This is a genomic window from Microcoleus sp. S13_C5 (assembly GCF_036700845.1).
In the GTDB taxonomy this organism is placed as follows: Bacteria; Cyanobacteriota; Cyanobacteriia; order Cyanobacteriales; family Microcoleaceae; genus Microcoleus.
The window spans coordinates 14,164-40,085 of the sequence record NZ_JAUBPR010000008.1 but is presented as its reverse complement, the minus strand read 5'-3'; the positions used below and the strand labels follow the sequence as shown (position 1 = coordinate 40,085).

The 25,922-nt window shown below is 45.0% G+C and carries 21 protein-coding genes and 5 pseudogenes; 11 read left to right on the top strand and 15 right to left on the bottom strand.

Features of this window, described 5'->3' with window-relative positions; translation table 11 throughout:
* Window positions 1-190: 190 nt before the first annotated feature.
* Window positions 191-1,669 carry a bifunctional orotidine-5'-phosphate decarboxylase/orotate phosphoribosyltransferase gene (locus QUA04_RS04070; protein WP_333254009.1) on the bottom strand — a complete coding sequence of 493 codons (1,479 nt, stop codon included), beginning with the start codon at window positions 1,667-1,669 and terminating at the stop codon, window positions 191-193.
* A 255-nt stretch (window positions 1,670-1,924) separates the two neighbouring features.
* On the opposite strand from QUA04_RS04070, the gene QUA04_RS04065 reads away from it, so the two are divergent.
* From QUA04_RS04065 to QUA04_RS04045, 5 genes are all read left to right on the top strand, one after another.
* Entirely contained in the window at window positions 1,925-2,173 is a 249-nt protein-coding gene (locus QUA04_RS04065; protein WP_333254007.1) for a pentapeptide repeat-containing protein, read from the top strand.
* 47 nt (window positions 2,174-2,220) lie between these two features.
* On the top strand, window positions 2,221-2,931 hold the full coding sequence (locus tag QUA04_RS04060; protein ID WP_333254005.1) for a DUF547 domain-containing protein: 711 nt from the start codon (window positions 2,221-2,223) through the stop codon (window positions 2,929-2,931).
* Between the two features lie 389 nt (window positions 2,932-3,320).
* Window positions 3,321-3,536 (top strand): hypothetical protein, encoded by a 216-nt coding sequence (locus QUA04_RS04055; protein ID WP_333165514.1) that lies wholly within the window; start codon window positions 3,321-3,323, stop codon window positions 3,534-3,536.
* Between the two features lie 30 nt (window positions 3,537-3,566).
* The gene (locus QUA04_RS04050; protein ID WP_333254003.1) at window positions 3,567-3,803 is read left to right on the top strand and encodes a hypothetical protein; all 237 of its coding nucleotides are present in this window, start codon (window positions 3,567-3,569) and stop codon (window positions 3,801-3,803) included.
* 34 nt (window positions 3,804-3,837) lie between these two features.
* Entirely contained in the window at window positions 3,838-4,020 is a 183-nt protein-coding gene (locus QUA04_RS04045; RefSeq protein WP_333254001.1) for a hypothetical protein, read from the top strand.
* 168 nt (window positions 4,021-4,188) lie between these two features.
* On the opposite strand, the gene QUA04_RS04040 is transcribed toward QUA04_RS04045, so the two are convergent.
* Together QUA04_RS04040 and QUA04_RS04035 are read right to left on the bottom strand one after the other, a co-directional pair.
* A complete protein-coding gene (locus QUA04_RS04040) occupies window positions 4,189-5,133 on the bottom strand; it encodes a DUF4145 domain-containing protein (RefSeq protein WP_333253999.1) in 945 nt (314 codons plus the stop codon).
* A 360-nt stretch (window positions 5,134-5,493) separates the two neighbouring features.
* Window positions 5,494-6,108 (bottom strand): Uma2 family endonuclease, encoded by a 615-nt coding sequence (locus QUA04_RS04035; protein ID WP_333253997.1) that lies wholly within the window; start codon window positions 6,106-6,108, stop codon window positions 5,494-5,496.
* A gap of 191 nt (window positions 6,109-6,299) precedes the next feature.
* On the opposite strand from QUA04_RS04035, the gene QUA04_RS04030 reads away from it, so the two are divergent.
* From QUA04_RS04030 to QUA04_RS04020, 3 genes are all read left to right on the top strand, one after another.
* Window positions 6,300-7,700: a DUF2157 domain-containing protein gene (locus tag QUA04_RS04030; RefSeq protein ID WP_333253995.1), complete on the top strand. Its 1,401-nt coding sequence runs from the start codon at window positions 6,300-6,302 to the stop codon at window positions 7,698-7,700.
* A 109-nt stretch (window positions 7,701-7,809) separates the two neighbouring features.
* On the top strand, window positions 7,810-8,526 hold the full coding sequence (locus QUA04_RS04025) for a GDYXXLXY domain-containing protein (RefSeq protein ID WP_333253993.1): 717 nt from the start codon (window positions 7,810-7,812) through the stop codon (window positions 8,524-8,526).
* A 237-nt stretch (window positions 8,527-8,763) separates the two neighbouring features.
* Entirely contained in the window at window positions 8,764-9,885 is a 1,122-nt protein-coding gene (locus QUA04_RS04020; RefSeq protein WP_333253990.1) for a hypothetical protein, read from the top strand.
* Between the two features lie 189 nt (window positions 9,886-10,074).
* Here QUA04_RS04020 and QUA04_RS04015 read toward each other — a convergent pair whose 3' ends face one another.
* Both QUA04_RS04015 and QUA04_RS04010 read right to left on the bottom strand, forming a co-directional pair.
* Window positions 10,075-10,410, bottom strand: a complete 336-nt coding sequence (locus tag QUA04_RS04015; protein WP_333254099.1) for a hypothetical protein — start codon at window positions 10,408-10,410, stop codon at window positions 10,075-10,077.
* Between the two features lie 61 nt (window positions 10,411-10,471).
* A pseudogene (locus tag QUA04_RS04010) lies at window positions 10,472-10,549 on the bottom strand (hypothetical protein); the annotation flags it as partial.
* A 290-nt stretch (window positions 10,550-10,839) separates the two neighbouring features.
* Here QUA04_RS04010 and hemH point away from each other — a divergent pair.
* On the top strand, window positions 10,840-12,003 hold the full coding sequence (gene hemH, locus QUA04_RS04005) for a ferrochelatase (RefSeq protein ID WP_333253988.1): 1,164 nt from the start codon (window positions 10,840-10,842) through the stop codon (window positions 12,001-12,003).
* Window positions 12,004-12,198: 195 nt separating this feature from the next.
* Here the strand turns inward: hemH and QUA04_RS04000 are convergent, their stop codons facing one another.
* The gene (locus QUA04_RS04000) at window positions 12,199-12,810 is read right to left on the bottom strand and encodes a DUF4126 domain-containing protein (protein ID WP_333253986.1); all 612 of its coding nucleotides are present in this window, start codon (window positions 12,808-12,810) and stop codon (window positions 12,199-12,201) included.
* A gap of 330 nt (window positions 12,811-13,140) precedes the next feature.
* Here QUA04_RS04000 and QUA04_RS03995 point away from each other — a divergent pair, with 330 nt between their 5' ends.
* The gene (locus QUA04_RS03995) at window positions 13,141-14,427 is read left to right on the top strand and encodes a Glu/Leu/Phe/Val dehydrogenase (protein ID WP_333253983.1); all 1,287 of its coding nucleotides are present in this window, start codon (window positions 13,141-13,143) and stop codon (window positions 14,425-14,427) included.
* 82 nt (window positions 14,428-14,509) lie between these two features.
* Here the strand turns inward: QUA04_RS03995 and nrdJ are convergent, their stop codons facing one another.
* On the bottom strand, window positions 14,510-17,914 hold the full coding sequence (gene nrdJ, locus QUA04_RS03990; protein ID WP_333253980.1) for a ribonucleoside-triphosphate reductase, adenosylcobalamin-dependent: 3,405 nt from the start codon (window positions 17,912-17,914) through the stop codon (window positions 14,510-14,512).
* Window positions 17,915-18,122: 208 nt separating this feature from the next.
* Complete coding sequence (locus QUA04_RS03985) at window positions 18,123-18,410, bottom strand: hypothetical protein (protein WP_265236994.1); 288 nt, start codon at window positions 18,408-18,410, stop codon at window positions 18,123-18,125.
* Between the two features lie 184 nt (window positions 18,411-18,594).
* Here QUA04_RS03985 and QUA04_RS03980 point away from each other — a divergent pair, with 184 nt between their 5' ends.
* Window positions 18,595-19,335 (top strand): hypothetical protein, encoded by a 741-nt coding sequence (locus QUA04_RS03980; protein ID WP_333253978.1) that lies wholly within the window; start codon window positions 18,595-18,597, stop codon window positions 19,333-19,335.
* A 79-nt stretch (window positions 19,336-19,414) separates the two neighbouring features.
* Here the strand turns inward: QUA04_RS03980 and QUA04_RS03975 are convergent, their stop codons facing one another.
* From QUA04_RS03975 to QUA04_RS29880, 7 genes and pseudogenes are all read right to left on the bottom strand, one after another.
* Entirely contained in the window at window positions 19,415-20,257 is an 843-nt protein-coding gene (locus QUA04_RS03975; RefSeq protein ID WP_333254089.1) for a DUF4394 domain-containing protein, read from the bottom strand.
* A gap of 225 nt (window positions 20,258-20,482) precedes the next feature.
* Window positions 20,483-20,611 (bottom strand): annotated as a pseudogene (locus QUA04_RS03970) (CAP domain-containing protein); the annotation flags it as partial.
* A gap of 72 nt (window positions 20,612-20,683) precedes the next feature.
* Window positions 20,684-20,746 (bottom strand): annotated as a pseudogene (locus tag QUA04_RS03965) (hypothetical protein); the annotation flags it as partial.
* A gap of 769 nt (window positions 20,747-21,515) precedes the next feature.
* The gene (locus QUA04_RS03960; RefSeq protein ID WP_333253975.1) at window positions 21,516-23,192 is read right to left on the bottom strand and encodes a hypothetical protein; all 1,677 of its coding nucleotides are present in this window, start codon (window positions 23,190-23,192) and stop codon (window positions 21,516-21,518) included.
* A 77-nt stretch (window positions 23,193-23,269) separates the two neighbouring features.
* On the bottom strand, window positions 23,270-24,223 hold the full coding sequence (locus tag QUA04_RS03955) for an ABC transporter ATP-binding protein (protein WP_333253973.1): 954 nt from the start codon (window positions 24,221-24,223) through the stop codon (window positions 23,270-23,272).
* A 181-nt stretch (window positions 24,224-24,404) separates the two neighbouring features.
* Window positions 24,405-24,971 (bottom strand): annotated as a pseudogene (locus QUA04_RS29885) (DUF6745 domain-containing protein); the annotation flags it as partial.
* A 498-nt stretch (window positions 24,972-25,469) separates the two neighbouring features.
* Window positions 25,470-25,904: pseudogene (locus QUA04_RS29880) on the bottom strand (leucine-rich repeat domain-containing protein); the annotation flags it as partial.
* Window positions 25,905-25,922: the final 18 nt, after the last annotated feature.

Here is a 25,922-nt window from a genome sequence, read left to right as displayed (position 1 = left end):
AATTACCAGGCAGAGCCTGGTAACTAGAAAACGAGACAATTAATTCTTACTCGTTCCCAGGCTCTGCCTGGTAACGCATTTCAGGAGGCTCTGCCTCCATTAAAACAAGGCAAATGAGACATAAATAAAGGAGGCAGAGCCTCCGGGTATTAATTACCAGGCAGAGCCTGGTAACTAGATATTTTATAATTTAATGTTCCGCCGTCAAAAGATTGAATTGCTCGGTATCGATGCGATTTGCTTGATACAAAGTTTGAGCTATTTCCGAAAGCGCTAGCACAGAATGGGCGCGATAACCGTTGGCTTTCATCTTATCTTTAACTCCCTGTTCGTGGTCGATTAATACCACAATATCTTCCACATTCAAGCCAGCAGATTTTAACTTAGCCGCGCCTTCCATTACGCTTTTGCCACTAATCAAAATATCATCGACTACGACAATGGTTTCTCCTGGCTGAAAATGCCCCTCAATTAATTTGCCTGCACCGTAAGTTTTCACCTCCTTGCGCGGGAAAATCATCGGGCGTTCCATCCGCAATGCTAAACCCGTTGCTGTGGGTAAAGAACCGTAGGGAATTCCCGCAATGCGATCGAATTTTAAATCCTTGAGAATGTCTGCATAAGCGCTGACAATTTGATGGAAAATCTGCGGAATAGAAATTATTTTCCGCAAGTCGATGTAATATGGAAATACGGCTCCCGATGCTTGTACGTGGTCGCCAAAAACTACGCAGCCGATGTCATAAAGTTGCAAGATTAAATCGCGGTGAGGTTCCGGTTGCAAAAAGCAAACATCGGGCAGCCACAATTCGCAAGTGGGACTACCTTCGATCGCCCGCAGCCTCTGTTTATTAATACTATCCCGCAATTTCTCAATTTCTCGGCGCGGCTCTTTCCCCGCTAATAAACTTGGGGGGACTGGCAGCAATAAATCTTCACCATTCTTGCTTAAACCGGCCGCCAGCAGTTGTGCGAGGTCGTTTTCTTCTGTGAGGTCATTTTCTTCGGCGATGTCTCCTTCGACTAAAATTAGGCGTTCAGGAGCCTCTTTGCGGATGCGGGCTAACATATCCGGCAATACTCCTACTTCTAAACCGACTTTTTCGGGAGTTCCCCAAGTTTGAGATAGTCGGACTAATTGCAAGTAAAAAGGGTTGTTTGGCGTCGGGTATTCTTGCACAGCCGCCGCTGACGGGTTGGCGGTGGCACAGAGGACAAAAACAGTTTTTCCAGCGTATAACAAAAATGGCGCTACTTGGTCGAATCCGGGATAGGGACTTAAAGTAATAGCGTCAACTCGCCAGTCTTGAAATACAATTTTGGCAAACACTGTGCTGGTATTTAAATCGCAGTGTTTGGCATCTAAAATTACTGGCAAATGAGGGGGAATAATTGTTAAAATTTCTTGCAGCAATGCCCAACCGGGAATACCGAGAGATTGGTAAAAACCGAGGGTGATTTTGCAGGCACAGATTAAATCGGCTGTTTGGTCGATCGCACTTTTTAGCTTTGACAACAAATCAGTTACAAAAGTTTGAGTCTCTTCCCCAGTCATGGAAACCAGGGCGGGCAAGGTTTCCGGGTCGGGGTCGAGGGCTAAATAGAGCAAACTTTGATTGTTTTCAACAGCCGCTAACAGTTTATCGAAAAAGTTGGTTCGATCCGTCATAGTGTGTTATGGAGGTAAGGGGAAATTAAAAAATTGCAGATCAAAGTGGGAGGGGTGTTGTGCCGGAAGAAACCGATCCCCGTTGAAATTGAAATTAAGAATCTTTTAAGATTGTAGAATGTAAAGAGCAGGAAATCTGTAACTTTGGGAGCAGTTTCATGGGGAATGATTTTCGGGTTGGCTACACCAGTGATTGCACCTAACCCGCAGCAAATCAATTAGTTGCGGTAAACTAACCAGTGTCCGGGCGGCGATTTGATCCGCATTCGCCTGCGGTACGCGAGTTTAGCAAATGCGAATTTGCAAGGGGCAGATTTGAGAGGATCAAATTTTAGGGAAGCTAATTTATCGGGGGCAAATTTGAGCGGGGCTTCTTGGCGGCAAGCTAATTTACAAGGCACTAATTTTACTCAAGCTAATTTAATCCAGAGCCCGTTTGACGGGTCTAATCTAAAAAATCCTACCGTTGGAGGTATTCTTTGGGTTGACGGTAGTATTAAATAGATGCAGAAGCTAAAGCAATGCCCGCCTTATATTAGGGGTAGTAATAAATGATCGGTACGATCGACTTTACGATTTGGGACGAGTTGCTGCAACGCTACGTTGACGATTTCGGCCGCGTCAATTATCGGGGCTGGAAAGCTGAGGGGGCGGATGTTTTGAGGGGGTGGCTGGAAAGTTTGGCGGATGTGGATTTGGCCGATGGTACTGATGCGGATGCGCGGCTGGCGTTGTGGGTGAATGCGTATAATGCGATCGCAATTTCTCAAGTTCTGGAAGTATATCCGATCGCGTCGATCCGTCCCAAAGTTTTGGGAATTCCCAACTGGCTGAGTTTTTTGGATTTTTTCACTCGTTCAAATGTGATTATTGGCGGCAAAAAGTACAGTCTCAATCAAATCGAACACGCAATTTTGCGGCCGGAATTTGCCGAACCGCGCATCCATTTTGCATTAGTTTGCGCTTCTGTCGGGTGCCCGCTGCTGCGCCGGGGGGCTTATTTCCCCGAGTCGGTACGGACTCAACTAGAAGCGGATGCCAGCCGTTTTATTCACAATCCTGATAAGGTGCGATATGATGCCGAGAAAAAGACGCTTTATTTGAGCAAGATTTTTAAGTGGTACGGCGAGGATTTTGTAAAAGCGGCGGGTTCGGTGGTTGAGTATGTGGGCGGTTATTTGGGGCCGGAGGCGGCTGTGGGTGATGGATGGGCGATCGTTTTTTTGCCTTACGACTGGAATTTGAATCGGGTTGATGGTTGAGTTTTGCGCCTGTGGGTAGGTGTTTTTTTGAGGGGCTAAATTTTTTCGGCTGTCGTTACCCCTTCAAATTGCCAGATTCAACAGGGCGATCGGATGACTTCGAGGCAACGGGGCGATCGGACGGCTGGCACTGGTGAGGGTTAAGAATGCGGTGATTTAGGGCGGTGTGTGGGGTTTTGGGGTGATTGGATGGCTGGCACTGCCTAAATCGCACCCTAACCACGGTCGGAGCGGTGGCAAGGTCTAGCGCGGTCGGAGCGGTCGGAGAGGCTGGTACAGGTCTTTATGTAAAGAGTTGATGTTTAAGTATTTTTACGGTAGACGCTGAATTGAAAAAGGTTGAAGATGTAATAAAGATTTGTAATCCCTTTCTTTTGGAGAAATGATAAATGTCTAATCATAAAGATAACTCTGAAGATAAAGCAGAGGCAATTGGGTATGTAGCTGGTGGTGCTGTGGCTGGAGCTGGTGTAGCTAGTGCAGTAGGTGGGATGGGTTTAGCTGTTGGCGGAACGGCTGTTGCAATTGGTGCAGCACCCGTTGTTGCTGCTGGTGCTGTTGTCGGTTTAGCAGCATACGGACTCAAGAAATTGTTTTTCAATTAAACGAAATTTTAGATATTTTAGGGAAGAGTTATGGATGATTTGAAAGTTGTGGGTGCTATTAGTAGTGCAGCGGCAGCTACTGGGGCAGGTTCTGTGACAATTGCTACAATTACTTCTTCAGCTCCGGGGATTCTTGGAGTTATAGGGTTTACCACCACTACAACGGTAGCTTTACCTGTAGCGGGTATTGTGGCAGTAGCAGGGTTGGTCGGCTTTGGTATTTTCAAAGGAGTAGAGATGGCACGCCAACAATCAGAATCTCAGTAATAATCCAATTTTAAAAACCTGAGAGAGTAAGTAAATGTCAAAATCAAAAAATCAGCAATTATTAGAAACGGCTCCGGGGATTCTTGTAGCTATTGGGTTTATCACCACTACAACCGTAGGTTTACCTGTAGCGGGTGTTGTGGCAGTAGCAGGGTTGGTCGGCTTTGGTGTTTACAAAGGAGTAGAGATTGCCCGCCAGCAATCTGAATCTCAGTAATAATCCAATTTTAAAAACCTGTTATGCAGAGTAAACCTTACCCTGCCACCTTTCCGTAACAGTTTCAAGCACTAGGCTGGGAAATATCCGTTTCCCAGCCTAGCTTTTGCCCCGGTCGGAGTGGTGAGAGCGCGGTGGTAAATTCTTAACCCACTGGCACTAAACAAACTATTTTGTGGGTGGTTTATTTGGGGCTTTTGGTTTATTTGGGGTTTGTGGTTGATTTGCGGCTTGTGGTTGATTTGCGGCTTGTGGTTGATTTGCGGCTTGTGGTTGATTTGGGGTTTTAAGTTTTGCCTTAAGTTTATTTTCCCTCTCTTCATTTCTTTTAGGTGCTATAAACTTAAAATCAAACAGACGTTCCAACAGCTCTATTAACCATTTCGCTTCATCTGGCTCAACAGGCAAGACTTTACCTGTGTTTTGGTCTTTATTGGGATGAGCAGCAAAATTTCCAATTTGTCTGATATAGTCTATAACACCTGTTATTTCAGACGGGATATTAGGTTTTTTTATAAAAATCTTAATAGCTTCTTTTAAGTTATCATTTTCAATCTGAAATTCATTCCTAAGAATATTTTGAAGGATACGTCTACTAAGCATAACACTAGCTGTAGAACTTAGAGGCATTACTAACACAGCTTCACGAAAATCACTTGCATATTCATCAGGCACTTCAGAAGGAACCGTAATATTTTCCCTATAAGGATAGATTGATAGTATTTTGCCGCTCGATACTTCTTTTAAAGGTTCATCTTTTAAAGGTTCATCTGTAGCTGGATAACCTGGATAAAAAGGTTCATCTGTAACTTGATAGTCTGGATCAACTGCATTGCCGTGGGCTTGTGCCTGGACAAACACAGTCTTGTTGCATTGTAAACAGCTACAAATAAAATCGAATATCAAATTTTTATCTTGAAAAGATATACCGTTTTCTATGTCTTTCTCAAAACGCTCAACTTTACGGTCAACATTCATTACTGAATAAACCTGGCAGTGTGGACAATTAAGGCATATTGGTTTTGGTATCACATCCATTAACCTAAACTGTTGACGATCATAATAATCCATATAAAATTCTTTTTCAAATTCAACTTCAAATTTATTATTCATCTTGTAACTCCAATATTTAACTACTAATAAGTATAGTTTTGATAACGTATACTTTTGTACGCCACTTTTAACATAACACATAAAGTGTTTACATACCATACTATAGATTTTACAAGGGTTACAGGGCTTAGGCGGGGAAACTCACATTTCCCCGCCTAGATTTATTTAGCAAAGTAAGGTTGATGATATTCTCACGTCACTATCTAAAAATGGTGTGACTGTTAGCGAAACTTACAGGTTGCAATCAACCTAAATCCCTATCAGGGATTGAAACATGGCCTCAATCAGGTTGAGGGTGGAGATTTTCACTAATCCGTAGGTGGTTAGATGAATGCTAACCAATTAGCTATTGATCCGCCCTTAAACCTCTCCACTGAAAATCTGTTGAACCGTCAAACTTAGCTGTGGAAACATCGGAGATAGGATCGCCTCTCCATCCCGAAACACCCCAACCTCAACATATTGCCCCTCCTCAAGCCGCAAAACCGTCACAACTTGTTCAATTGGATCGATAACCCAATACTCTGCAATGCCCCGCGCTGCGTACTGAGCTCGTTTGCGTTGGCGAAGCCCTCGAAGAGGATCGTAATCCCGATCGCTGCCCACTCTACCCGGACTCACTACCTCCAAAACAAACCGAGGAGGCAGCATATCGAAGGTGATAGTTAGCCTGGTTGCTGTCAGCGGAATGTGTTCAGGTTCCAGAATTATCAAATCGGGATAGCGGTTGGCCGCATCTCCCGATCGCAAAACGGCAACTTGAACCTCGCAATTATGCGTTTTAATCAGCCTGAGTGGCACTAGCCCGCTGCTAGCAAAATAGAAAAATAGATAGTTAGCAATGAAATTATTAGGTTCAGATTCTGGTGGCAAAGCTATTAACTCCCCATCAATTAACTCATAGCGTTGACCCGTATCATTTGAGTAATTAAGGTACTCGTCAAAAGTTAATTTTTTAGATTGAGCTTGTACCATAATATTACATTCCTTGATTTATTCGTTCCTTTCTGCTGAGAGTTTGTTTATGTAGAAACGGTTTCAACAGCCGAAGGATATCAATCAAATCTGCTGTGCAAGTTCAGCAGGTGTCCCAGCCTCCATCGACAATCGACGCACAAGTGACATATTAAAAACTATCACAGTTCAAATCCTCTGGAATATAAACAATGATTTCAGATAAATTTCGGCGCGAGTTGCGAGAACAAGCCAAACTCTGGCAAGCAGAAGGACTCATCGACACTTCATTCTACCAACAACTTTCGGAACGCTACCAATTCAACACACTCGAAACCGCCTCCCGCAACCGATTCCTCAGCATTCTGATGAGTCTCGGCGGCATTCTCCTCGGTATAGGAGTCATCACCTTTGTAGCCGCCAACTGGCAAGTTTGGTCACGCGAAGTGAGAGTTGCACTGCTGCTAAGTCTTTTCGTAGCAGTCAATGCAGCAGGTTTCTATCTGTGGCGAATTCCCCCATCCCGAAGCCAAAACTCCCACCCCAATATGCCCGCAACAAAAGGGCGAAACAAACTCCTAGGTGAAGGATTGTTGCTGTTAGGATCTCTGATTCTAGGAGCAAATATGGCATTGATGGCGCAAATGTTCCACATTGGCGGTTCTTCCTACGGACTTTTCCTTGCTTGGGGAATCGGCGTGCTCGGAATGGCTTACAGTTTGCGGTTGACTTCCTTGGGCGTTTTGTCCGCACTTTTAATCGGTTGGGGCTATTGGTTTGCCGTTTTAGATTGGTCTTCCAAAGTCGAGTTTTCTTGGCTGGAAGTTTTGGTGCGGCAAATGCCGATCGCAGCCAGTATAATGTTTGTGCCGCTGGCTTATTGGTGTCGATCGCGTGCTATTTTTGCCATAGGTGCGATCGCGATAATTTTTTCCCTACAAGTTTCTATCGTCCAAGGCTTAAATCTAACCTGGGGTACAGCAATTTTTTGCGCCCTACCGCCCGCTTTGCTGTGGGGATACGACGATGCAATCTGGCCGAAGGTACGCAGCAAGCTGTTTCAACCTACCGCCCGCAGTTTAGCACTGCTGTTTCTCGCCACTTTGTTTTATGTTCTTTCTTTCTACGGTTTTTGGCAGGATTCGCCGAATCCTGCGCCAACTGATCCGGATTGGGTTTTGCGGGCAAATGTGGCTGTTTTGGGCGGTTTCACGGTGTTTGAATGGCTGCGTTTAGGACGTTTGGAACTGCGGCGGCCAAAACAAAAAGCAGTGGATTTGACCACAGGTGCGATCGGCATTTTAATTCTCGCCAGCGCCTTAATACCGCTTATTCACCTCAATTTTACTCCCCTTCCTCAATTAGCAACTTTTCTGTTCAATGTTTTATCATTTTTGCTCGCTGTCGGCTTAATCCGAGAAGGTTTAGCTTTAGGAAACCGCCAGACATTTTGGGGAGGTATGGTATTAATCACCCTGCAAATCATCAGCAGAGTCTTTGAATATAACACAGGATTGTTGCTCAAATCTTTTGTCTTTGTTTTATGCGGAATTGGCGTAATTGCAGCGGGTTTGTGGTTCGAGCGCCACTTCGCAAAAATTCCCAATGAATAGGAGCATTCTACTATAGTGCGATCGTCCCCCTTGCACTGCACTCGGAAGATGATTATGCCGATTCAAAGCTCAACGATATTATTCTGCGAACCAATTCCCAATTCCCAATATGAACACCGAAAATCCAGATTCAACAGATCAAAGTCCCGAAATAGCAGATACCAGCGCTAATCCCCCATCATTCACCCTTCCCCCCGCAGCGCAACGCCTTCCCGCGTGGCGGCTGTGGGTTCCTTTGCTGCTGCAAATCGGACTAATTGCCGCCGTACCAGCTCCATCAGTTTACACTTTTATTACTGGCAAAACAGTTGTCCTGCAAACAGCACCAGTAGACCCTTACGACTTTTTGCGCGGCTATTACCAAGTTTTGAGCTATGATATTTCCGATCGCACAAATCTGCAAAAACTCCCCGGCTGGAAAGATTTACCTGCCGAAAAAACACCTTGTCCGCCCGGGGTTGCTTGTCCACAAAATACACAGAATGTCAAGCCGCCAACCAGTTTTTATGTAATATTACAAGCGCCAAAAACCGCGACTAATCCCGGTCGCCCCCAAGCTTGGAAACCCGTCCGCGTCAGTCTGGAAAATCCCGCCAATTTGCCCGCAAATCAAATCGCAATTAAGGGCAAATATAACGGTTGGCAGATGGAATACGGCTTAGAAACTTATTATATGCCAGAGGATGAAAGGGAAAAAGTCAATCAGGAGATTAGCGAAGCTCAAAGGAACCAGCGACAATCTTTTTTGGTAGAAGTAAAGGTTGACAAAACAGGCCATGCTGTGCCTGTGAGTTTGTGGGTGCGCGATCGCAATTATCGATTTTAGCCAAAAAGGGCAAAAGGTCGATCGGCGTTTTGGTCTTGTTTTGAGTATTTTAGCTTAGGGAGGGGGCTGCTGGTGGGCGATTCCCTACCGCAACGGGCCCGCAGGCGCGTTGGGGATAGCTTCGCTCGCGCAGACATTTCAATTGCCGACAACCCAGGAGAATCTATTAAGATATATAAGACTTGTGCAAATCTTGCCAGTTCAAGGGCGCAAGTCATGACTCTACTGGAGCTTCTCATGTTAGCCGAGCTAATCTCAGCCAGACGCATACTCAAGACCAAACTCCTCGACTTCTTAGGACTTCCCGAAAATTGCCAAGACAAAACCGATCATCTCGTCAACCGAATTGTCTCCCTGCTGGAAGCAAATCCAGCCGAACAAGAAAGATTTTGGGAGACATTCAAAAGTGAATTAGCCGTCGATCCCGTTGAATTAGAAGCAATACTCAAGTGTTCGCCAGCAGAACGCCAGCAGTGGATTGAACAAGACAAACTCCCTATTTTAGAATACCGCTCTTTCCGCAAATCAGGAATCCATTTAGAATATCCCGTTCACGACCGAAGATTCATCTTAAGTCTAACGCCAACCGATATTAATAATTGGCGCAAAGAACCCAAAGGGCTGATTAAAAATAATCACCAAATACCCACCCCAATCAATACAGAAAACCCCGCAGAAAACGAACAATCCCGAGTAGCTTTTAGTTCCGAGTGGGAAAAAATCATTGCCGACTGGAAACAACAAGGTTCGGCAGAAATTTCAGCAACCTTCCAGCTAGCTTACTGGACAGTTTGGGCGTCGCGCTGGGCCAAAGAAAATCAGCTCAACAGCTTTAAAGCAATTAAATATAAGGAAGTCTACGAAGGTCACCAGCAGGAATGGTACCAGCGAAAAAATCAAGCAGTCAAGTTACTGATTGAAATGCCCTACGCCATGCTTTACTTCTACCGTCCGGCGGATTCTGACAAATTATATCTCGAACTGTGCGACGACCACCAGGAAATGATGAAAGATGGCTACTATTGGGACAAGTGGGATTTTTTCTATCAGAACCGCAAACTTGTAAATAAGTGCCGCGAATGTGTGTACTGCGAAACCAAAGATTATTACTCGCTTTACTACCTGGAAATCAAGAGCGACAAGTTTCCCGATTTTAGTTTTTCTTTCCACACGCCGTACACCATCGGCAGAAAATTTTTGCCGCATCCAGAAACGCTGCCTTATGTAGAGCACGTAGAACAGGACGGCATTTTTCGCTTTGGCCGCCCGCTGCTGGAACAAGAGAAAGTTATTCACACCGAAAAGGATGTATTGCTCAAGTTTGATGCGGCTTTGGCAGAAGCGAAAAAGTTTGTTTAGTCATGAGTCATTAGTAGACTTATTGCAGATTTTTTGATGGATAGGGAAACCAATGATATCAAATCTGTTAGCATCGGAATTATTCAGATATCTATTCTCTTTATCTGCGTGAATCCGCGTCAATCCATTGTCATCTGCGGTTAATAAATTCTATTTTTTAAACCGCAGATACAGGCAGATCAACACAGATTAACGCAGATTAACGCAGATTAATTCCGGTTGCACCCTCGGTGATTGTTGACCTTGGATTACTTGAATGCTGCTGCCAGCATAAAGTTGGGGTTGTTGAGTTCCTTCGGAATTGTATGATCGCCATCCCCCCTCTATCAACAAACTCCCCAAGTCAGTTTCAGTCTCAAACAACCACAAAAATACAGCCAACCCTGGCCAAAATACCGGATTTGTGCGTCGAGGAAAATCTACCAAAATGAATAGACCACCGGGCTTGATCACGCGGTATAATTCCTGAAAGATTTTTCGCAACTGCGCCGATCGCATTTCGTGCATCGCAACGCTGCTGTGCACTCCTGTCAAACTGACAATCGGGAAAAGGCATCAACTCAGCAAAAGCTTCTACATAATTGGCTGATAGTACATTTTTTCTTGCCGATTGCAGAGATAATGCCGCAGCGTCAAGTTCTGTGACATCCTGGAAATATTGCACCAGAAATTGCTTAGTTTGACCGCAACCGCAGCAACGGTCTAAAACTTTAGTTTCGGCGCTGACGGTCAAATTTTCCCAGGCTAGTTGACCCAAACGAGCATTGCCGCCTACGCTCAAAGCAGCAAGACGCGCGATCGCAATCCTAGAGACACTGATACCGATAACTTAAATCTCTAAAAATTGTTGCCATAGTCAAAATTATGTATACCTTGCTATCGACTTAAGATATTATTAAGTTATATGATAAAGATAAGTAACAGAACTGAGACGATGGGAGAGCTGTAACCGCTATGGGTCGTGTGGGAGTATTGCTATTAAACTTGGGCGGGCCAGATCAAATCGAGGATGTCCGTCCTTTCCTGTTCAACTTGTTTGCTGACCCGGAAATCATTCGCATTCCGTTTCCGTGGATGCAAAAACCTCTCGCCTGGTTGATTTCGACCCTGCGCTTTCAAAAATCCCAGGAAAACTACCGCCAAATCGGTGGCGGCTCTCCTTTGCGGCGAATTACCGAGGAACAAGCCCTAGCCCTGCAAGAACTCTTGCAAGAAAAGGGACAGGATGCTCGAGTATACGTGGGGATGCGCTACTGGCATCCTTTTACCGAAGAGGCGATCACCAAAATTAAGCGCGATCGCATAGAACATTTGACAATCTTGCCGCTGTATCCTCAATTTTCCATCAGCACCAGCGGTTCTAGCTTCCGGCAGCTAGAAGAAATGTGGGGCAAAGATCCTGCCCTCAAGGATATAGAATATACTGCGATTCCTTCTTGGTATCAGCGGCCTGGTTACATTCAGGCAATGTCGGAATTGATAGCCCAACAACTAGACCACAATCCGAATCCCGATCGAGTTCACATCTTTTTCAGCGCCCACGGCGTCCCCCTCAGCTACGTAGAAGAGGCTGGAGACCCCTATCAGCGCGAGATTGAAGATTGCACTCGTCTGATTATGAAACATTTGAACCGCTCGAACGAACACACTCTAGCTTATCAAAGTCGGGTTGGCCCGGTGGAATGGCTCAAGCCTTATACCGAAGACGCCATTACCGAATTGGCAGAAAATGGAGTCCAAGATTTGTTGGTAGTTCCGATTAGTTTTGTTTCCGAACACATCGAGACTCTGCAAGAAATTGACATGGAGTATCGAGAATTAGCAGAAGAATCGGGGATTGAGAATTTCTACCGAGTGCCCGCCCTGAATACTCATCCGGTGTTTATTGAAGCTTTGGCCGATTTAGTCATCGAGTCGATCGAATCTCCCAGCGTTAAATTCTCGGATGTTATACGCCCTTCCAAGACAGTGAAAATGTACCCTCAAGAGCAGTGGGAGTGGGGTTTGACCACGGGGGCGGAAGTCTGGAACGGTCGTGTGGCGATGATTGGTTTCGTGGCATTATTGCTGGAGTTAATTACGGGCCAGGGCCCGCTACACTCGATCGGATTGCTTTAAATTGACAGTTGACAGTTGACTGTTGACAGTTGACTGTTGACTGTTGTTACAAAGGACTGATGATATCAAATCCGTTGGTATGGGAATTATTCATCTGTCTCTTCTGGAGACTCAGCGCCCTCTGCGGTCTCTGCGGTTAAATCATTCCGAAACAACCGTAAACGAAATGACTAATCACCAATAACTAATCACTAATTAATCAGGATCGCGCTTGCGGCGGCGGGGATTTCCCCTATCGCCAGGTATTCCCTGACTTTTGTACCAGCGATACCACTCTTTAGAACTGCGAATAGCCAGCCACAGCAGCGTCATCGCAACTAACCCTCCCTGCCGCGGTGCGTCAAAGGCAAACAAAACCAAGGAAATGCACAGAACATCTTGGAGGAAAATCACCCAAATCGGCAAACCCTGCAGTCGGTAAAACCATCCTGCTTGTACCAGTTGCAGCACTAAAGCCAACAAACCTCCGACAACACCAATTATCCACAGCATCCAAGGGTGAGCAATAATTTCCTCGCTCAAACTTACCTGAGCGATCGCAATTCCCATAATTGCTCCTACAATGGGGCTGAAAATAATTTGCACAATTTGCAGTACCCGCTGTCCTACAAAGGTTTTAGAAGCAAATAACTCTAACAGCGACCAACTCACCAAGATGGTGATAGCCACCTGGGGGGGAACCCCCGACAATAAAGGTATTTCCGACCAAAGTTTATCAATCCGCAACAAACCAATTAACAGCAGGGGCAGGGCAATTCTCATACCCCCTGCCGCAGACGCAGAGAGTGCGGCTAGCAGTCCAACCATAATAATAATTCAGTTTCTAACGTCAGCTAAAGCCTCGATCTATTTCAGAATTTAATTCCCCTGATGGCTGGCTGTGATTTGAGTGAGCGAACTCAAATTGCGGCTTGAGCTTAAATATCACCTTCTATTGTAAGTGTATCTGCTTAATCGCTGCTTGGCACTGCTATATTGTCGATCGACACAAGGTAGTTGACTGTTAACTGTTGACTGTTGTCAGAAGAAAGGAGGCAGCATTCAACCAGGATTGTGATTAAATTAGCTTAAGCACCCGAAGCCTTCTTCTCTCTGACAACAGTCAACTAACAACAGTCAACAGTCAACTAACTTCTTATGTCTGATTCATTATTTGCCGATGCCAGCCGCCGATTAGAACGAGCCTTAAAATATGTGTCCCTTTCCGAGGATACGATCGAAAGGCTGAAACACCCCAAATCCAGTTTAATTGTATCGATTCCCGTGCGGATGGACGACGGTTCCCTGCGAATTTTTCAAGGTTATCGGGTGCGCTACGACAATACCAGAGGCCCGTCTAAAGGGGGAGTGCGCTATCATCCGGAAGTATCCCTTGATGAAGTACAATCCTTAGCATTTTGGATGACTTTTAAATGTGCAGTTTTGAACTTGCCTTTTGGAGGAGCCAAGGGCGGAATTACTCTCAATCCCAAGGAATTGTCCAAACTGGAATTGGAACGGTTGAGCCGGGGCTATGTCGATGCGATCGCAGATTTCATCGGCCCCGATGTTGATATTCCCGCACCGGATGTCTACACCAACCCCATGATTATGGGTTGGATGATGGATCAGTATAATATTATTAAGCGGCAGCTTTCTCCAGCGGTTGTGACTGGTAAACCAGTGACAATTGGTGGCAGTCTGGGCAGAGATACGGCAACAGCAATGGGTGCTTTTTTTGTAGTAGAAACTATCTTACCCAAATTTGAACTCAATCCTCAAGATACCACTGTAGCAGTACAAGGTTTTGGTAATGCAGGTGCCGAAATAGCTGAACTGCTCTGGAAAGCAGGTTACAAAGTTGTGGCTGTCAGCGATTCCCAAGGGGGAATTTATGCTAAACAAGGGCTGGATATCCCCAGTATTCGAGGCTTTAAAGACTCTAACAAAGGTATTAAAGCTGTTTACTGCGAAGGTTCAGTTTGCAATATTATAGAACACGAAATCTTGACAAATGAACAGCTTTTAGCATTAGATGTAGACGTGCTGGTTCCAGCAGCTTTGGAGAATCAAATAACTGAATCGAATGTTAATGATGTTAAGGCTAAGTTTATTTTTGAAGTAGCTAACGGCCCGATTGATTCTGGTGCTGATTTGATTTTAGAAGCGAGGGGAATTCAGGTAATCCCTGATATTTTAGTCAATGCCGGAGGCGTAACGGTTAGTTATTTTGAGTGGGTGCAAAATCGCAGCGGGCTTTATTGGACGCTGGAGGAAGTCAACCAGCGGTTGAAGCATAAAATGGTCGAAGAAACTGAGGCAATTTGGAAAAAATCTCAGGAATTGTCAGTTTCCATGAGAACTGCTGCTTACGTGTACGGGTTAAATCGACTCGGTGAAGCGATGAATGCGAAGGGAACGCGGGATTATTACATAAACGGTTGAGAAATAAAATCCCCGACTTCTTCTGGTTATGTTCGTGAAATATCGAAGTAATTTCAGAAGTCGGGGATTTGGCTATTGGCTATTACATAGCCTTAGTCTCCGGCATCAAACACTTATCGGAATCGCAGCCGGCCGGCCCCGAATCCATCATTTCACCCAAGTCATAGCGACTTAGTGCCGCATGAAAAACATCTATTTGGCGACGCGCTAAAGCCTCTTCCACCATCTTGGTGTAAGTTTCCTTGTTTATCGGTTCAAATGGCAAACGCGGGAAAGTTTCAAGAGCATCAAACCGAGCCAAAAGCGCTGCGGAAATGTAGCCTTCATCATCGCGAATCGCTTCATAAATCCGCGTACCCAAACTTTCCACTTCATTTTCGCGCAGTTCAATCGTGGCCGAAGTGTTATGTCTGACATAGAACTTTTGCACCTGCATATAAAAGTCCATTTGTGCCGCCGCTGAGAACTTGTTAATGTCTATTTCATCAGCACCGGGCAAGTCAGCCCAACTTACCGCAACAGGTATTTCTACCAGCCATTCTGTACAGCGTTCATCGAAGGGATTGTTCAGCAAATTGCCGTTTTCATCCTTGTCAGATTGAGACGGAATCACGTTGTATCCGTAGTCGATGCAGGCGAGGGCTACGGGGTCGTTTTTGCCGAAAGTGATTCGGCGAATGAAACGCTGGGCTTTCGGCGGATGCCAGCCGGGAGAAGCACCTGTCAGCAGAGATTTAGTACCCGATGGTTGAACCGTTGTGCAGCGATTTGGGCGTTTTAAGGAATGGCGATCGCAATAATCCCAAACTACCCGATTGACAATCTCGCGCCAACCACTCAAATACTCTTCTTCCCGCTGTTTAAAAGCGATTCCTTGCGGAGTTTGCGGGCGGCCTTCCACCCACCAGCGCAGCCACTCAACGCCGAAAGCGTGAACGAAGAAATCGAACAATCCCGTGAAAGATACGCCGACAATCGGGTCTAATTCGCGGCTGTATTGATAGCGGGGTTCAATAAATTTGTGATTGAGAAGTACCGCCACAGATATAGCCGCAGCCCTGAAAGCTTCCTCCTGTTCTTTGAAGTTGTAAGGGTCAAGTTGATTGAGGTGAACCTCCGAAAGGTTGCAATGAAAATTCGAGCCGATGATTTCCCCACAATTGTGAGTAATACAACCATTAGCAATGAAAGAGTGAGTTAAGGGAACATGGAGGTCATAGACTGGTTCTTCTCCGAACTCTTCTACACTTTTCACTTTTGAAGTATAGCGCTGTTTGACAACTGCTTCGCTGTAATTCCTGGTTTGCAGTTTGATAGCAAGTTGCTCTAAACGCTGTTGTTTTTCTGGCACAAGTGGGAAACCAATCAATTTACAGAAGTTTTTGACTCCATCTCCTGAGTAAATTATGATTCGCCAACTCCCTCGGTTATTACTGACTTTCTCAGTGCCATCCTTTAAAGTATATGGAACTCCTTTACCACCTGGTTTTTCCTTGATTTTTAAACTGCTTTTGATTCCCAAGTTGAGCAGCAATAGTTGAACTTGTTTCAGTAATTCCTGAGAACGGTTGCGAAGTTCTATGTGCTTTGCTTTAATACTCACGCTACCGTCGGAACAAAACAATCCCTGAAGGAAACCAATGATTACCTCTTTTGATTGAGATAGAAATGTATTCGGCAAACAGTCTTTAGACTGAATCCCTAATTCTTCAAGGAATGAGTGCATCAAAGGTGAGCCACTGTGAAAAGTATAGACTCCTTTAACTATACTGGGCTTGTGGCGATAGCCTGTCAAAGATTCAACGGCTTCAAAGAGAACAGGAAATACAGTTGAATATTCTTTTTGATTCATGTAGAATACTGCGTCTAAGCCTTTAGCTCCTTGGTAAATTGAACCATCTCCATACAACCAACCTAACATTTGAGCTTGAGTGACAGCGATCGTACTTTGGCCAAAACTCCCTTCTCCTCTCTGGATGAAGATAGCGCGCTCGGGGGTTAAGTCTTTGGTTGCTACCCAACCTAGATCGGTAAAATGTTGATGGTCAGCAGTACATCTCATCTGAAGCCCATTTTCTAGTGTGATAGAGTAGGTATTCTGTACACCAGTAGAGAAGGCGATCGCATCAGTTAATTTCAACCCATCTAGTCCCACAGACCGCAAATCAACTAAGGCTTTAAAATGCTTGCCAACTAAATCTTTGATAGGGACTAATCCTTGGTCAGTTGAAACTAATGTGTCGCCCGAATGACAAGGGTTTAAACCATAGCGAGCCAAACGGTGATTGATTTCAGTTTCAGAAATGTGAGGATAATGCTTTTGCAACCAATGTTTACTGTTGCCAAGAGCGTAGGCTTTGAGAAATTCATCCTTGAGTTCAGGACTTGTTAAGATATCACAGTTAGATCTTGCTATGGCTTCCCCAGACCATTGAATCGCACCTTCTCCGCTATAATACTGTTGGCGAACGGCATCAATACACTCTTCCCGCGTCGGTTTATGATGAAAAACGCGAGAGTGATTTGCCATTCTCAAAGCATCTCGATCGGGGTCGATTTTCCAGTTGCCATTTTCATCTTGCTGCCACAGATTATTTTTAGCATTTGCGCCTAGTTCGTCACTAGAATCAAATTGACGAATCCCCGCGCTGCGCCTAATATTGCCAGCAACAATTGTGACCGCTGCTTCATCAATCAACACGCAACATTCAACTGAATTTAACTGCCGCCCTAAAGCTTTATTCAAAATTGCCGCACAGCGCTGATAAAGGTCTGGTAATTTCACCGGATTTGCTACTCCGCCAAAACCTTTTAAAGGTTCTCCCACCGGGCGAACGTCGCTCAAATCGATTAATACTTGAACTTCTCCTGCAAATCTTTCATCTGTGGATAACTCCAGCAAAGTTTGATAGGAGTTCACCCAACCTTGGCGAGAATCTCCGACATAAATAGTTGCGGTTTTTTCTGCTATTTTTACTTCTGTTTCTTGACGGCGCGACTGGGCGGGTGTAGAGCCGATTTCGCCTTGCATGGTTAGGGTTAAGCGGTTGCGAATCGGCGGCAGTTGGTTGATATATTGTGGTTCCAAGACTGCCCCAGTGCCGCAGCCCATCATTGCCAAATCCATCAACAAACCAAAGGAACGCCAGTCGATAATATTTGTTGAGGAACAATTATATGCCCCGGAAAAATTCTCTGGTTGTTCGATCCATTTGCTGCCACCTACCCACAGCCAGCGGCCTGAAGCGAGGGTTTTGAGCTGGTTTTGCATCCGGTGCAGCAGTTCTGTTTCTTCGGGGGTGAGGTTTCCCAGCTTTTGCAGCCCCTTGACTGTTCGATCGCACACTTCCTCCCAAGTCTCCCGCCCTCTCTCGGTACGGCGGCTGTAAGTCCTAAAAAATACTGGATTGGCTGCGGGTGCTGTTTCGGGAAAATCGGACAGGTTGCGTTTCTCGCGGGCACTCGATCGCTCTAATTCTCGAACCATAGGTTGTGTACTGACGTGTCGGAATATATCAACAGACTACGAATATACAACAGGATTCAGATTTAGGGTAAAAGGTTAATATATTTGACAATTTGCACTAGATATGGGGCCAAGAAGTGTACAAGCTTGATCGGACGAGATCCTCAAAACATGACAAAAAAACCCGATTTCTTCCAGAAACCGGGTTAAGCGCAAATGTTGTCAATTGTCAATTCTTTGTCAATAAAAACTCAATATTGGGTAACAGCGGGTCTTGAACAACCCCCACACCGTTAAATCCCCAACGTTCGAGTAGCTTTTTTACCTGAGAACCCGAAATCGATTCTACTCCGAATCGATCGGCAACATCAGCAGCGTGGGCGTTGAGATAGCTCAAAGCGTCATAATCTTCGCGAAACATCAGCAGGTAACTCACCGCCGAATCTGGATTGGGACAAGCGCTGATATATTTGCCGTCAGCACGAGAACGCAGCAAGTAAAAAACTTGAGATAACATCTTATGTTTTAGCTGTTCAGATTGGCGATGAATTGTAGGGACTTACGCAAAGGTGCAATTTTTGCACTATTTGTAGGGGGTAAAGTGCTTATGGCCCGCCCTACAGATAGAGTTTGTGCGTAACTCCTAAATTTATTATAGTTTAAAATAGAGAAAACATCAACAACTTCAGGAATAATAAAAAATGAAAATTATTTCAAGGTTAAAAGTATCGACCGGGAAGATTTGCAATAGCATAGCCTTTTTCTCTTTCGCTACTATCTTATGCTGCTTTTTGTCGCCCAGCTATCAAATTATTGACCCTATAGATATAACTAACATTATCCTAGCTCCTGTTAAATTTATTTTGTACATTCCTTTAAATTTATTATCTTCATTATCTAATTTTAGTTGGGATAGTTTAGCTTGGTTGCTTTGGCTGTCAATCTTGCTAATTTGGGTGTACAGTCTCATCAATGCACGTCTATGGCTGAAACAGTTTCGTTGGTGGATAATTCCATTGCTAGCAGGGATTTTGTCACTAATTTGGGCAACACATCTTTTATTATGGTTCAATTTCACGCTTTACAAGCCGACATTAGAAAGATTAGCCGATCGAGTAAAAGTCGCAACCTCTCAAAACAAAGTATTGGAGTTTAATCCGAGTCAAAAAATAGGAATTTTTGAGGTTCTTGGTGTCTACAGAGTGTACGACCAATCTGAATCTGCCCCAAATAATCTGGCAATCTCGCCGACAACAACCAATATCACCTCAATTGAGATAGAGGGTAAGTGGGCGCATCAGGGTTTCGTTCGGGATTTATCTCGCAAAGCCGGTGGTTTCAAGGCTATAAATTTTAGCTTTGCGCCCGGTAGCAACAACGGCGATCAAAATATTTTTTATCTCGGTGATGGTTGGTATGCTTTCCAAAACTTGTTTGACTAAGAGGACTTATGCCTTAACCCTATTTGTAAGGTGCGTAATTCGCACCTTACCACTATCCCAGATTTGCAACTAAGAACATCTAAATCAAAGTTAGCGCCAAACCTTTAAATCCCCTGCCGTCGCCAATTTGACCGACGATCGAAGCTTGACCGGTTGTCAAATTGATATTGTACAAGCTGGAAAATCCGCCCACATCGATCGCAGCCAAAGCCGTCTCGTTACCGCCAACACTCCTGATATCAAACCCGAGAACGCTACCTGCATCAATTCCCAAAGATCCGATCGTATTCAACACTCCATTATTCGGCGGATCTTGCCGCACCAAAACGTCTAAATTGGTGTCAATTGCAAATAGTGTCGTCGAAGTTGCCCCCGCAAAGTTATTCACATAGGCAGCCCCAGCAGCCGCGCCCGGATTGCCAAAATTGCGATCGCCCGCCCGGTAAGCCAAATTCCCGTCGAGTTGAATTCCCCCCGTCAGCGTGTCAAAATCGACAACTGCCCCCGTATCCGGGTTGAGGCGGGCATTTTGACCGGCTTGATTGACCAACCGAATTCGATCGACTGTCGGATTGAAATCAAAACCCGCAGCCCCCGGACTTAGGGGAACAGCAAACTGCCCGTTACCGACTGGACTTGCTTCCCCAGTCATCGGATTGGCAGTATACAAGCGATTGCTAGAACCCACACCGTAAAGCAAACCGTTAGCGGAGCGAAAATCAATTCCCAGCAAACTTTCTCCCGCTTGCAATCCAGTCACGGGCAAATCTGAGACACTTCCCGGATTGGAAAGACTAAAGCCGAAAATCCGATTAGCAGGAGTTAAAGTATAAGCCGTTGTCCGCGCTGGAGGCGGGGGATTGGGAACAACGCTGGCAATATTATTAGTGAAACTTGCCTGGTTAATCGCACTTTGTCTCACCCCTTTGAGAGTAGCGAGAAATTCTCCTGTTACCCGGTCTTGAATAACAGTATCGTTTCCAACTTCCTGAATATTCAAGTCGCTAAAACAGAGACCTTCCCCCAAACCGATTAAATCTGTACCTGGTACAAAATCGGCGATCGCGTCCGCATTTGCCAAACTAACACCGCCGCTGGTACGAACCGGATCTGCCTCAGCGTAGCGCCTCACAACAAATAGGTCGGCCCCGTCTCCGCCTATCAGGACATCAGTATCTCGATCGCCCGACAAAACATCCGTGCCGGAGTTGCCCGATATGGAATCGCTGCCTTTCCCGCCCACTAAAAAATCGTTACCTTCTCCGCCGTTAATAGTGTCGTTTTCTCAATCTCCACAGAGCGAATTTTGACCTAAATTGCCATCAATTAAATCGCTTTGCTTACCTCCCTAAACGCTGTCATTACCAGAGTTTCCGGCAAGGGTGTCATTTCCCATCAAACCAAAAATCCGATCCTCTTCTGGAGTTCATGCTAGCAAGTTTGCTTGGGGGTGTCTCTAATTTATGCCATCTTCTAATCACCCTCTAAATTTGATACTTCTGTTGCCTAACGGCAGTGATATGCTCAGTCCAAATATCACAAATTGGCACTTTTAGGAGAGTTTTTCTTATTTTCGGCTAGAGGGGGTGGGTTGCCATAAAAGTATTACAAGCAGCTAAAAAGACATATAAACCAGCCCCCCGATTCAAATAAACCAACTCCTAAATACAGAGCACTTAGCCGTATTTTATAGTGGGGTGTGTAGCTGGCGGGCGATCGCAGCTCAACTGCAAACAGGCAAGCTGAAATTTTTAGGGGTGCGAACCCATGAAATTTTGTACTGCGTTCATTAGTAATATACGCTGACTCTATAATTTTGGATATGTCCAGTCAGAAATTATTTTTCAACTTTAATCTTAAAGTCTGCGAAGGTGGGCTTTTTCTGTGTAGCGGCGACCACCCTCGCTCCATATCAAGTGGATTATAAATGCGGAATAGGCATAACAAGTTAGTTGAACAGGGATCATCTCATATTTGTAAAAACACTTCTTCTGCCTCCTTCCTTCTTCCTCTTTTCTCCTGCCTCCTGACTCCTGACTCCTAACTCCTATTTCTAGCTTGGCTGCTTTCATTGAGATGCTCCCGTTAAACAGTCGTTTTCAGACGACTTAAGCTTTCAGGCAGGGGTTTAAATCCATGCCTGAATCGGAGTTTCACGTTTAATTCCTTCCCCTACTTTTTCAAGCTTTCAGCAGTGCTTTAGAAGCTGATTGCCCTGCGAGTCTCAGTTGCGATCGCAATTTGAGGTTCAACAACACCAATACAGTCCACTGACTGAGTATGGAGAACAAAATGGTATTTTCTGACGCTACGAGAGACGACGAAAACCAAAAGCTGGCAAATGTTGAAGACAACCACAAAATAGGAGCTTTTTCTGGGGTGAGGAAGAGTATAAGTAAAATCACAGGCGGCAACAAGATAGCGCCACCCACTGTGCGGAGTGCCCAAATTTCCTGATTTCTGGTTTTTGTAAATAGGAATAGTTGGGCTATGGCTGCGTAAATTAGAATGAGATTCATGGAGAGAAGTACACCCCAAAATCCGTTTGTCTCAAATTTTTCAAACAGCGTCCAAGGTGTTAAAATTATGACTGAAATCAGCAAATTGATAGCGATCGCAACTACAGACGGACTTTTATCGCTCCAAATTAAATCGAGTAGTGGGTAGCGTCGCCACAGCTTTTGATTGCTGGGAACGATTTGTTTCCGATACCTCGCCCAATCGTACAAAGATTGTCTCTCAGATGTTAAAGCTGCAATTAAAGCTAAGAATATCAGCAAATTAAAGATAAGTAAAGCGCTGATATTACGGCCTGCTATGGGGTTTGATTGGAGTGCAAACCCTAAAATTATTACCTGACAGCACATAACTACCAAATAACTTTGCCGCTTGCTCAAAACTGTAGCACTGGGATTGGGAAAGCGGCGCTGCCATCCCTGCCACAACCAGTAGGTTGCTGTACCACAAATCAAGAGAGACAAAGCAATGCCACTCGCAATATTTGTACCGACTGGCGAGTAAAACCATTGCAACTTATCTAAATCTCCAACTAACCAATTGAAACTATTATATTTAGTAACAACTCCAAAAAGCAGATATTTCATGATAGCACTGGGAGACAAAAAAGTTAGCAAATCCCAAGCACTGCGAGTGAACTCCACGATCGCAGAAATCCACAAAAAAACCAAAACCGTAATGCTAGCCAACGCAGGTTGCAATCCTCCCAACCAACTCGTTGTCAATCCAAATAGCATCGCAGCGCTGTAAAATAAAGCACCGCTAGCTGCAACTGCTGTATAGAAACATAAAATTTCATGCAGGGGTATTTGAGCAGCTAATCCAGCGTACAAGTGCAGCGGTACTGCCAGAATTGCTGCTAGATAAAGTAAAATTGGCACGCCGAGAATTTTGCCCAGAAAAATTGTTTGGGCAGACTGGGGACTGAGGCGAATAAAGTTGAGAGTGCCGCGGCGTTCCTCCCTGTCTAAGTCGCTGATGAGTATATAAGTGCCTGCTACTAAAAGGGCTAACACGCTAAATAGGCTCAACCAAAGGAAAATCTCTAGCCACCACAGTTGCCAGTTAATGACCAAGTTGCCCAAGGCGTCTGTGACGCACTTTGTATCATAGGAATTGGCCGTCTCTAAAGCGCAAAATCTGTGATAGATGGGGTCAGTCTGATTCCAGTTAAGAGGGGTAACGGGTATCTGGGCAGTACAATACATAAATAGCAGGAGTTGACCGCTGAGGGAACTGGCCGAGGCGATCGCCATATTGGCAGTATTCAAGCGACCTTTGATTTCTCGAAATAACTGGGGATTCCAGTTGCCTATTTTGTCTAGTAAGTTGAGAGTCATGGGTTATTCGTGATTAGGAATGGGTGATGAGTTAGTTATAACTCACTGTTCATCTTGGTAACGAGGGAAAAAGCAAATTAGGATGCTTGCTGGTGTCCCATCTTGAGGAAGATGGTTTCTAAGTCTTCTTGAGTGCAGTGGAATTCTGTTAGGGGAATGTTGGCCGCGACGAGTTCGCGTAATAAGTTTGCGGCATCTTCCGGGCTTCCTGAAAAATCTACGCATACCTGTTGAGTTTCCGGGATTATTGCCAAATTTTCCACCCAAGGAAAGTTTTTTAATTCCGATGTTAGCGCTTCTAATTGATTTCCTAAAACCGACATGAAAATTTGCTGGCGGCTGAGGCGTTTGTAAAGTTCTTGTAAAGGTGCGCTTTCGACCAGATATCCGAGTTCCATGATACCAACCCAGCTACAAAGTTCGGCTAAGTCGCTGAGGACGTGCGATGATATGACTACGGTGATGCCGACTTGTTGCAAAACTTTGATAATTTCGCGGAACTGCATTCGGGCGATCGGATCTAAGCCAGAAACTGGTTCGTCTAGCAACAACAATAGCGGTTCGTGGATAATAGTTCTCCCCAAACTCAGGCGCTGTTTCATCCCCCGCGACAGGGTGGAAATTAAGCTGTTGCGCTTGTTGGTTAGTTGCACGAGTTCTAACACGGAGTTGATTCGCTCTCGGCGGCGCGGTTGCTGGAGGTTGTATAGTCGTGCAAAATAGTCTAAATAATCCCAAACAGTCAATTCCTCGTAAAGGGGAAAGTCGTCGGGAAGAAAGCCGATGCGCTGTTTGAGAATTGGGTGCGATTGATCGCGCAATAACCTATCGCCGTTGATGTAAATTTCCCCTATAGTCGGTTCTTCAGCCGCCGCCAACATCCGCAGCAAAGTAGTTTTGCCGGCACCGTTGGGGCCGATGAGTCCGCATACTTCGCCTGCTGCTACTTGCAAATCGATGTCATTGACGGCTATATGGCGATCGAATTGTTTTGTCAGCCCGCGAGTTTCTATTGCTAGTTGTTTTGCCATGTTTGGAGGGTGAATGAAATTTTATCGGTGCATTCCTGGCAGGGAAATAGAAGTCTACAACTAGCCTAGCCCGTTCTTCAATGAATTGTCAGCCCCGTTCTGAAATTAAAAATTCAAACGCTTTTATATCTGCTAAGCCCGATGCCCACGAGGCTCTAATTTACCTGAGAAAGGCTATATATCAAGTCTGCACGGAAAATTCCTCTGGATCAATATCCCAATTTACCCAGCGAATTGCCTCCCTAGCTGATCTCAGGTTAGGCGGCACTCTCAAAGCGTGAATGAATCCCGTACTCGGACAAGTCATTTTTAACAAACAAATCGGCTCGACATCGACCTTATATATTTTTAATAGTGCATATTCCTGCCAACTATCTACTTGTTTTGCTTGCAACTCTTGACAAATGCGATCGTAACCAATTCCTTGAATTAACACTCGCCGAAGTTCGGCATTGTCTTCTGTTAAAAGCCATTGGGATTGCCATTGATTTGGGTGGAATTGACCGTATTTTTCAGGCAATCTGACGCCGTGATAATAGTAAAAATTCCATCCATCGGCAAACTCAATGGCAGGTTCTGCTTCCGCGTGCAAGCGGTTCTGACTGTCAAAGCGCAGGTGGCGGGGGCGATCGCACACAAAGCAAATTTTTTCAAAGGGAAATATAAAACCGCAATGCTCGAAAAGCAGCTTTTGCGAGCGAAGTATTTCTTGTGCCTTTTGGGAAATATTGACGCCTAATGAAGAGATATACCATTGAGTCAAATAGATTTCTTTAAACAAAGTCGTGGGGGTTTCAGGGTATGTGAGGTCGAACAAATAATCGGGAAAAACATTCCCCTTAGTTTGTTCCGATCGATCATATTCCTCAACCAATTCGTACATTAGCGAGTTCATTGTGCTGTCTGCTTCCGACTCAATCGTCATGCTACGGAGTTCATACTCCCACACCGCCGGACTTGTAAAGTCTCTCACAATCGATGGGGACATGGACATCCATTTCCAGTCTAGCTTTTTCCCCAATCTATTCCCATGTCCTTCGTTTGACCAGTTTGGTGAATGGTCGTCTTTTGGCAAATTGAAGATTTGGAGAAAAGCGTCCCGGGGACTGCTGCAAATAATAACGGAGGGTTCTTCTAGGCCAATAGCTGCATAGGCAATTTTGACTGCTTCTGTGGCTTTTTGAGCATCAATTGGCGTAGTCGAGAGAGTAAGACGTTTGTGTGCGAGTTCGCCTAACACGCTGATATCGATAATTCGATTGGCGCGAAGATCGAGTTTGGTCAGATTGGTGAGCGATCGCAAAGCGTTGATTTCGGTAATTTGATTGAAGCGAAGATCGAGTTTGGTCAGATTGGTGAGCGATCGCAAAGCGTTGATTTCGGTAATTTTATTTCTGCTGAGATCGAGTGTGGTCAGATTGGTAAGCGAGCCGACAGAGCTGATGTCGCTAATTTGATTGTAGTTGAGAAGCAGTTCTGTGAGATTGGTGAGCGAGTCTAGGAAGCTGATGTCGCTAATTTGATTTTTCATGAGATTCAGTGTTGTGAGATTGGTAAGCGAGCCGAGGAAGCTGATGTCGCTAATTTTATTCCAGTCGAGATTCAGTGTGGTCAGATTAGTGAGCGAGCCGAGGAAGCTGATGTCGCTAATTTTATTCCAGTCGAGATTCAGTGTGGTCAGATTAGTGAGCGAGCCGAG

Bases quoted from the DNA above. Each gene is read 5' to 3' on its own strand.
- QUA04_RS04070 (WP_333254009.1), bottom strand. From the start codon at position 1,669: ATGACGGATCGAACCAACTTTTTCGATAAACTGTTAGCGGCTGTTGAA.
- QUA04_RS04060 (WP_333254005.1), top strand. From the start codon at position 2,221: ATGATCGGTACGATCGACTTTACGATTTGGGACGAGTTGCTGCAACGC.
- QUA04_RS04055 (WP_333165514.1), top strand. From the start codon at position 3,321: ATGTCTAATCATAAAGATAACTCTGAAGATAAAGCAGAGGCAATTGGG.
- QUA04_RS04050 (WP_333254003.1), top strand. From the start codon at position 3,567: ATGGATGATTTGAAAGTTGTGGGTGCTATTAGTAGTGCAGCGGCAGCT.
- QUA04_RS04045 (WP_333254001.1), top strand. From the start codon at position 3,838: ATGTCAAAATCAAAAAATCAGCAATTATTAGAAACGGCTCCGGGGATT.
- QUA04_RS04040 (WP_333253999.1), bottom strand. From the start codon at position 5,133: ATGAATAATAAATTTGAAGTTGAATTTGAAAAAGAATTTTATATGGAT.
- QUA04_RS04035 (WP_333253997.1), bottom strand. From the start codon at position 6,108: ATGGTACAAGCTCAATCTAAAAAATTAACTTTTGACGAGTACCTTAAT.
- QUA04_RS04030 (WP_333253995.1), top strand. From the start codon at position 6,300: ATGATTTCAGATAAATTTCGGCGCGAGTTGCGAGAACAAGCCAAACTC.
- QUA04_RS04025 (WP_333253993.1), top strand. From the start codon at position 7,810: ATGAACACCGAAAATCCAGATTCAACAGATCAAAGTCCCGAAATAGCA.
- QUA04_RS04020 (WP_333253990.1), top strand. From the start codon at position 8,764: ATGTTAGCCGAGCTAATCTCAGCCAGACGCATACTCAAGACCAAACTC.
- hemH (WP_333253988.1), top strand. From the start codon at position 10,840: ATGGGTCGTGTGGGAGTATTGCTATTAAACTTGGGCGGGCCAGATCAA.
- QUA04_RS04000 (WP_333253986.1), bottom strand. From the start codon at position 12,810: ATGGTTGGACTGCTAGCCGCACTCTCTGCGTCTGCGGCAGGGGGTATG.
- QUA04_RS03995 (WP_333253983.1), top strand. From the start codon at position 13,141: ATGTCTGATTCATTATTTGCCGATGCCAGCCGCCGATTAGAACGAGCC.
- nrdJ (WP_333253980.1), bottom strand. From the start codon at position 17,914: ATGGTTCGAGAATTAGAGCGATCGAGTGCCCGCGAGAAACGCAACCTG.
- QUA04_RS03985 (WP_265236994.1), bottom strand. From the start codon at position 18,410: ATGTTATCTCAAGTTTTTTACTTGCTGCGTTCTCGTGCTGACGGCAAA.
- QUA04_RS03980 (WP_333253978.1), top strand. From the start codon at position 18,595: ATGAAAATTATTTCAAGGTTAAAAGTATCGACCGGGAAGATTTGCAAT.
- QUA04_RS03960 (WP_333253975.1), bottom strand. From the start codon at position 23,192: ATGACTCTCAACTTACTAGACAAAATAGGCAACTGGAATCCCCAGTTA.
- QUA04_RS03955 (WP_333253973.1), bottom strand. From the start codon at position 24,223: ATGGCAAAACAACTAGCAATAGAAACTCGCGGGCTGACAAAACAATTC.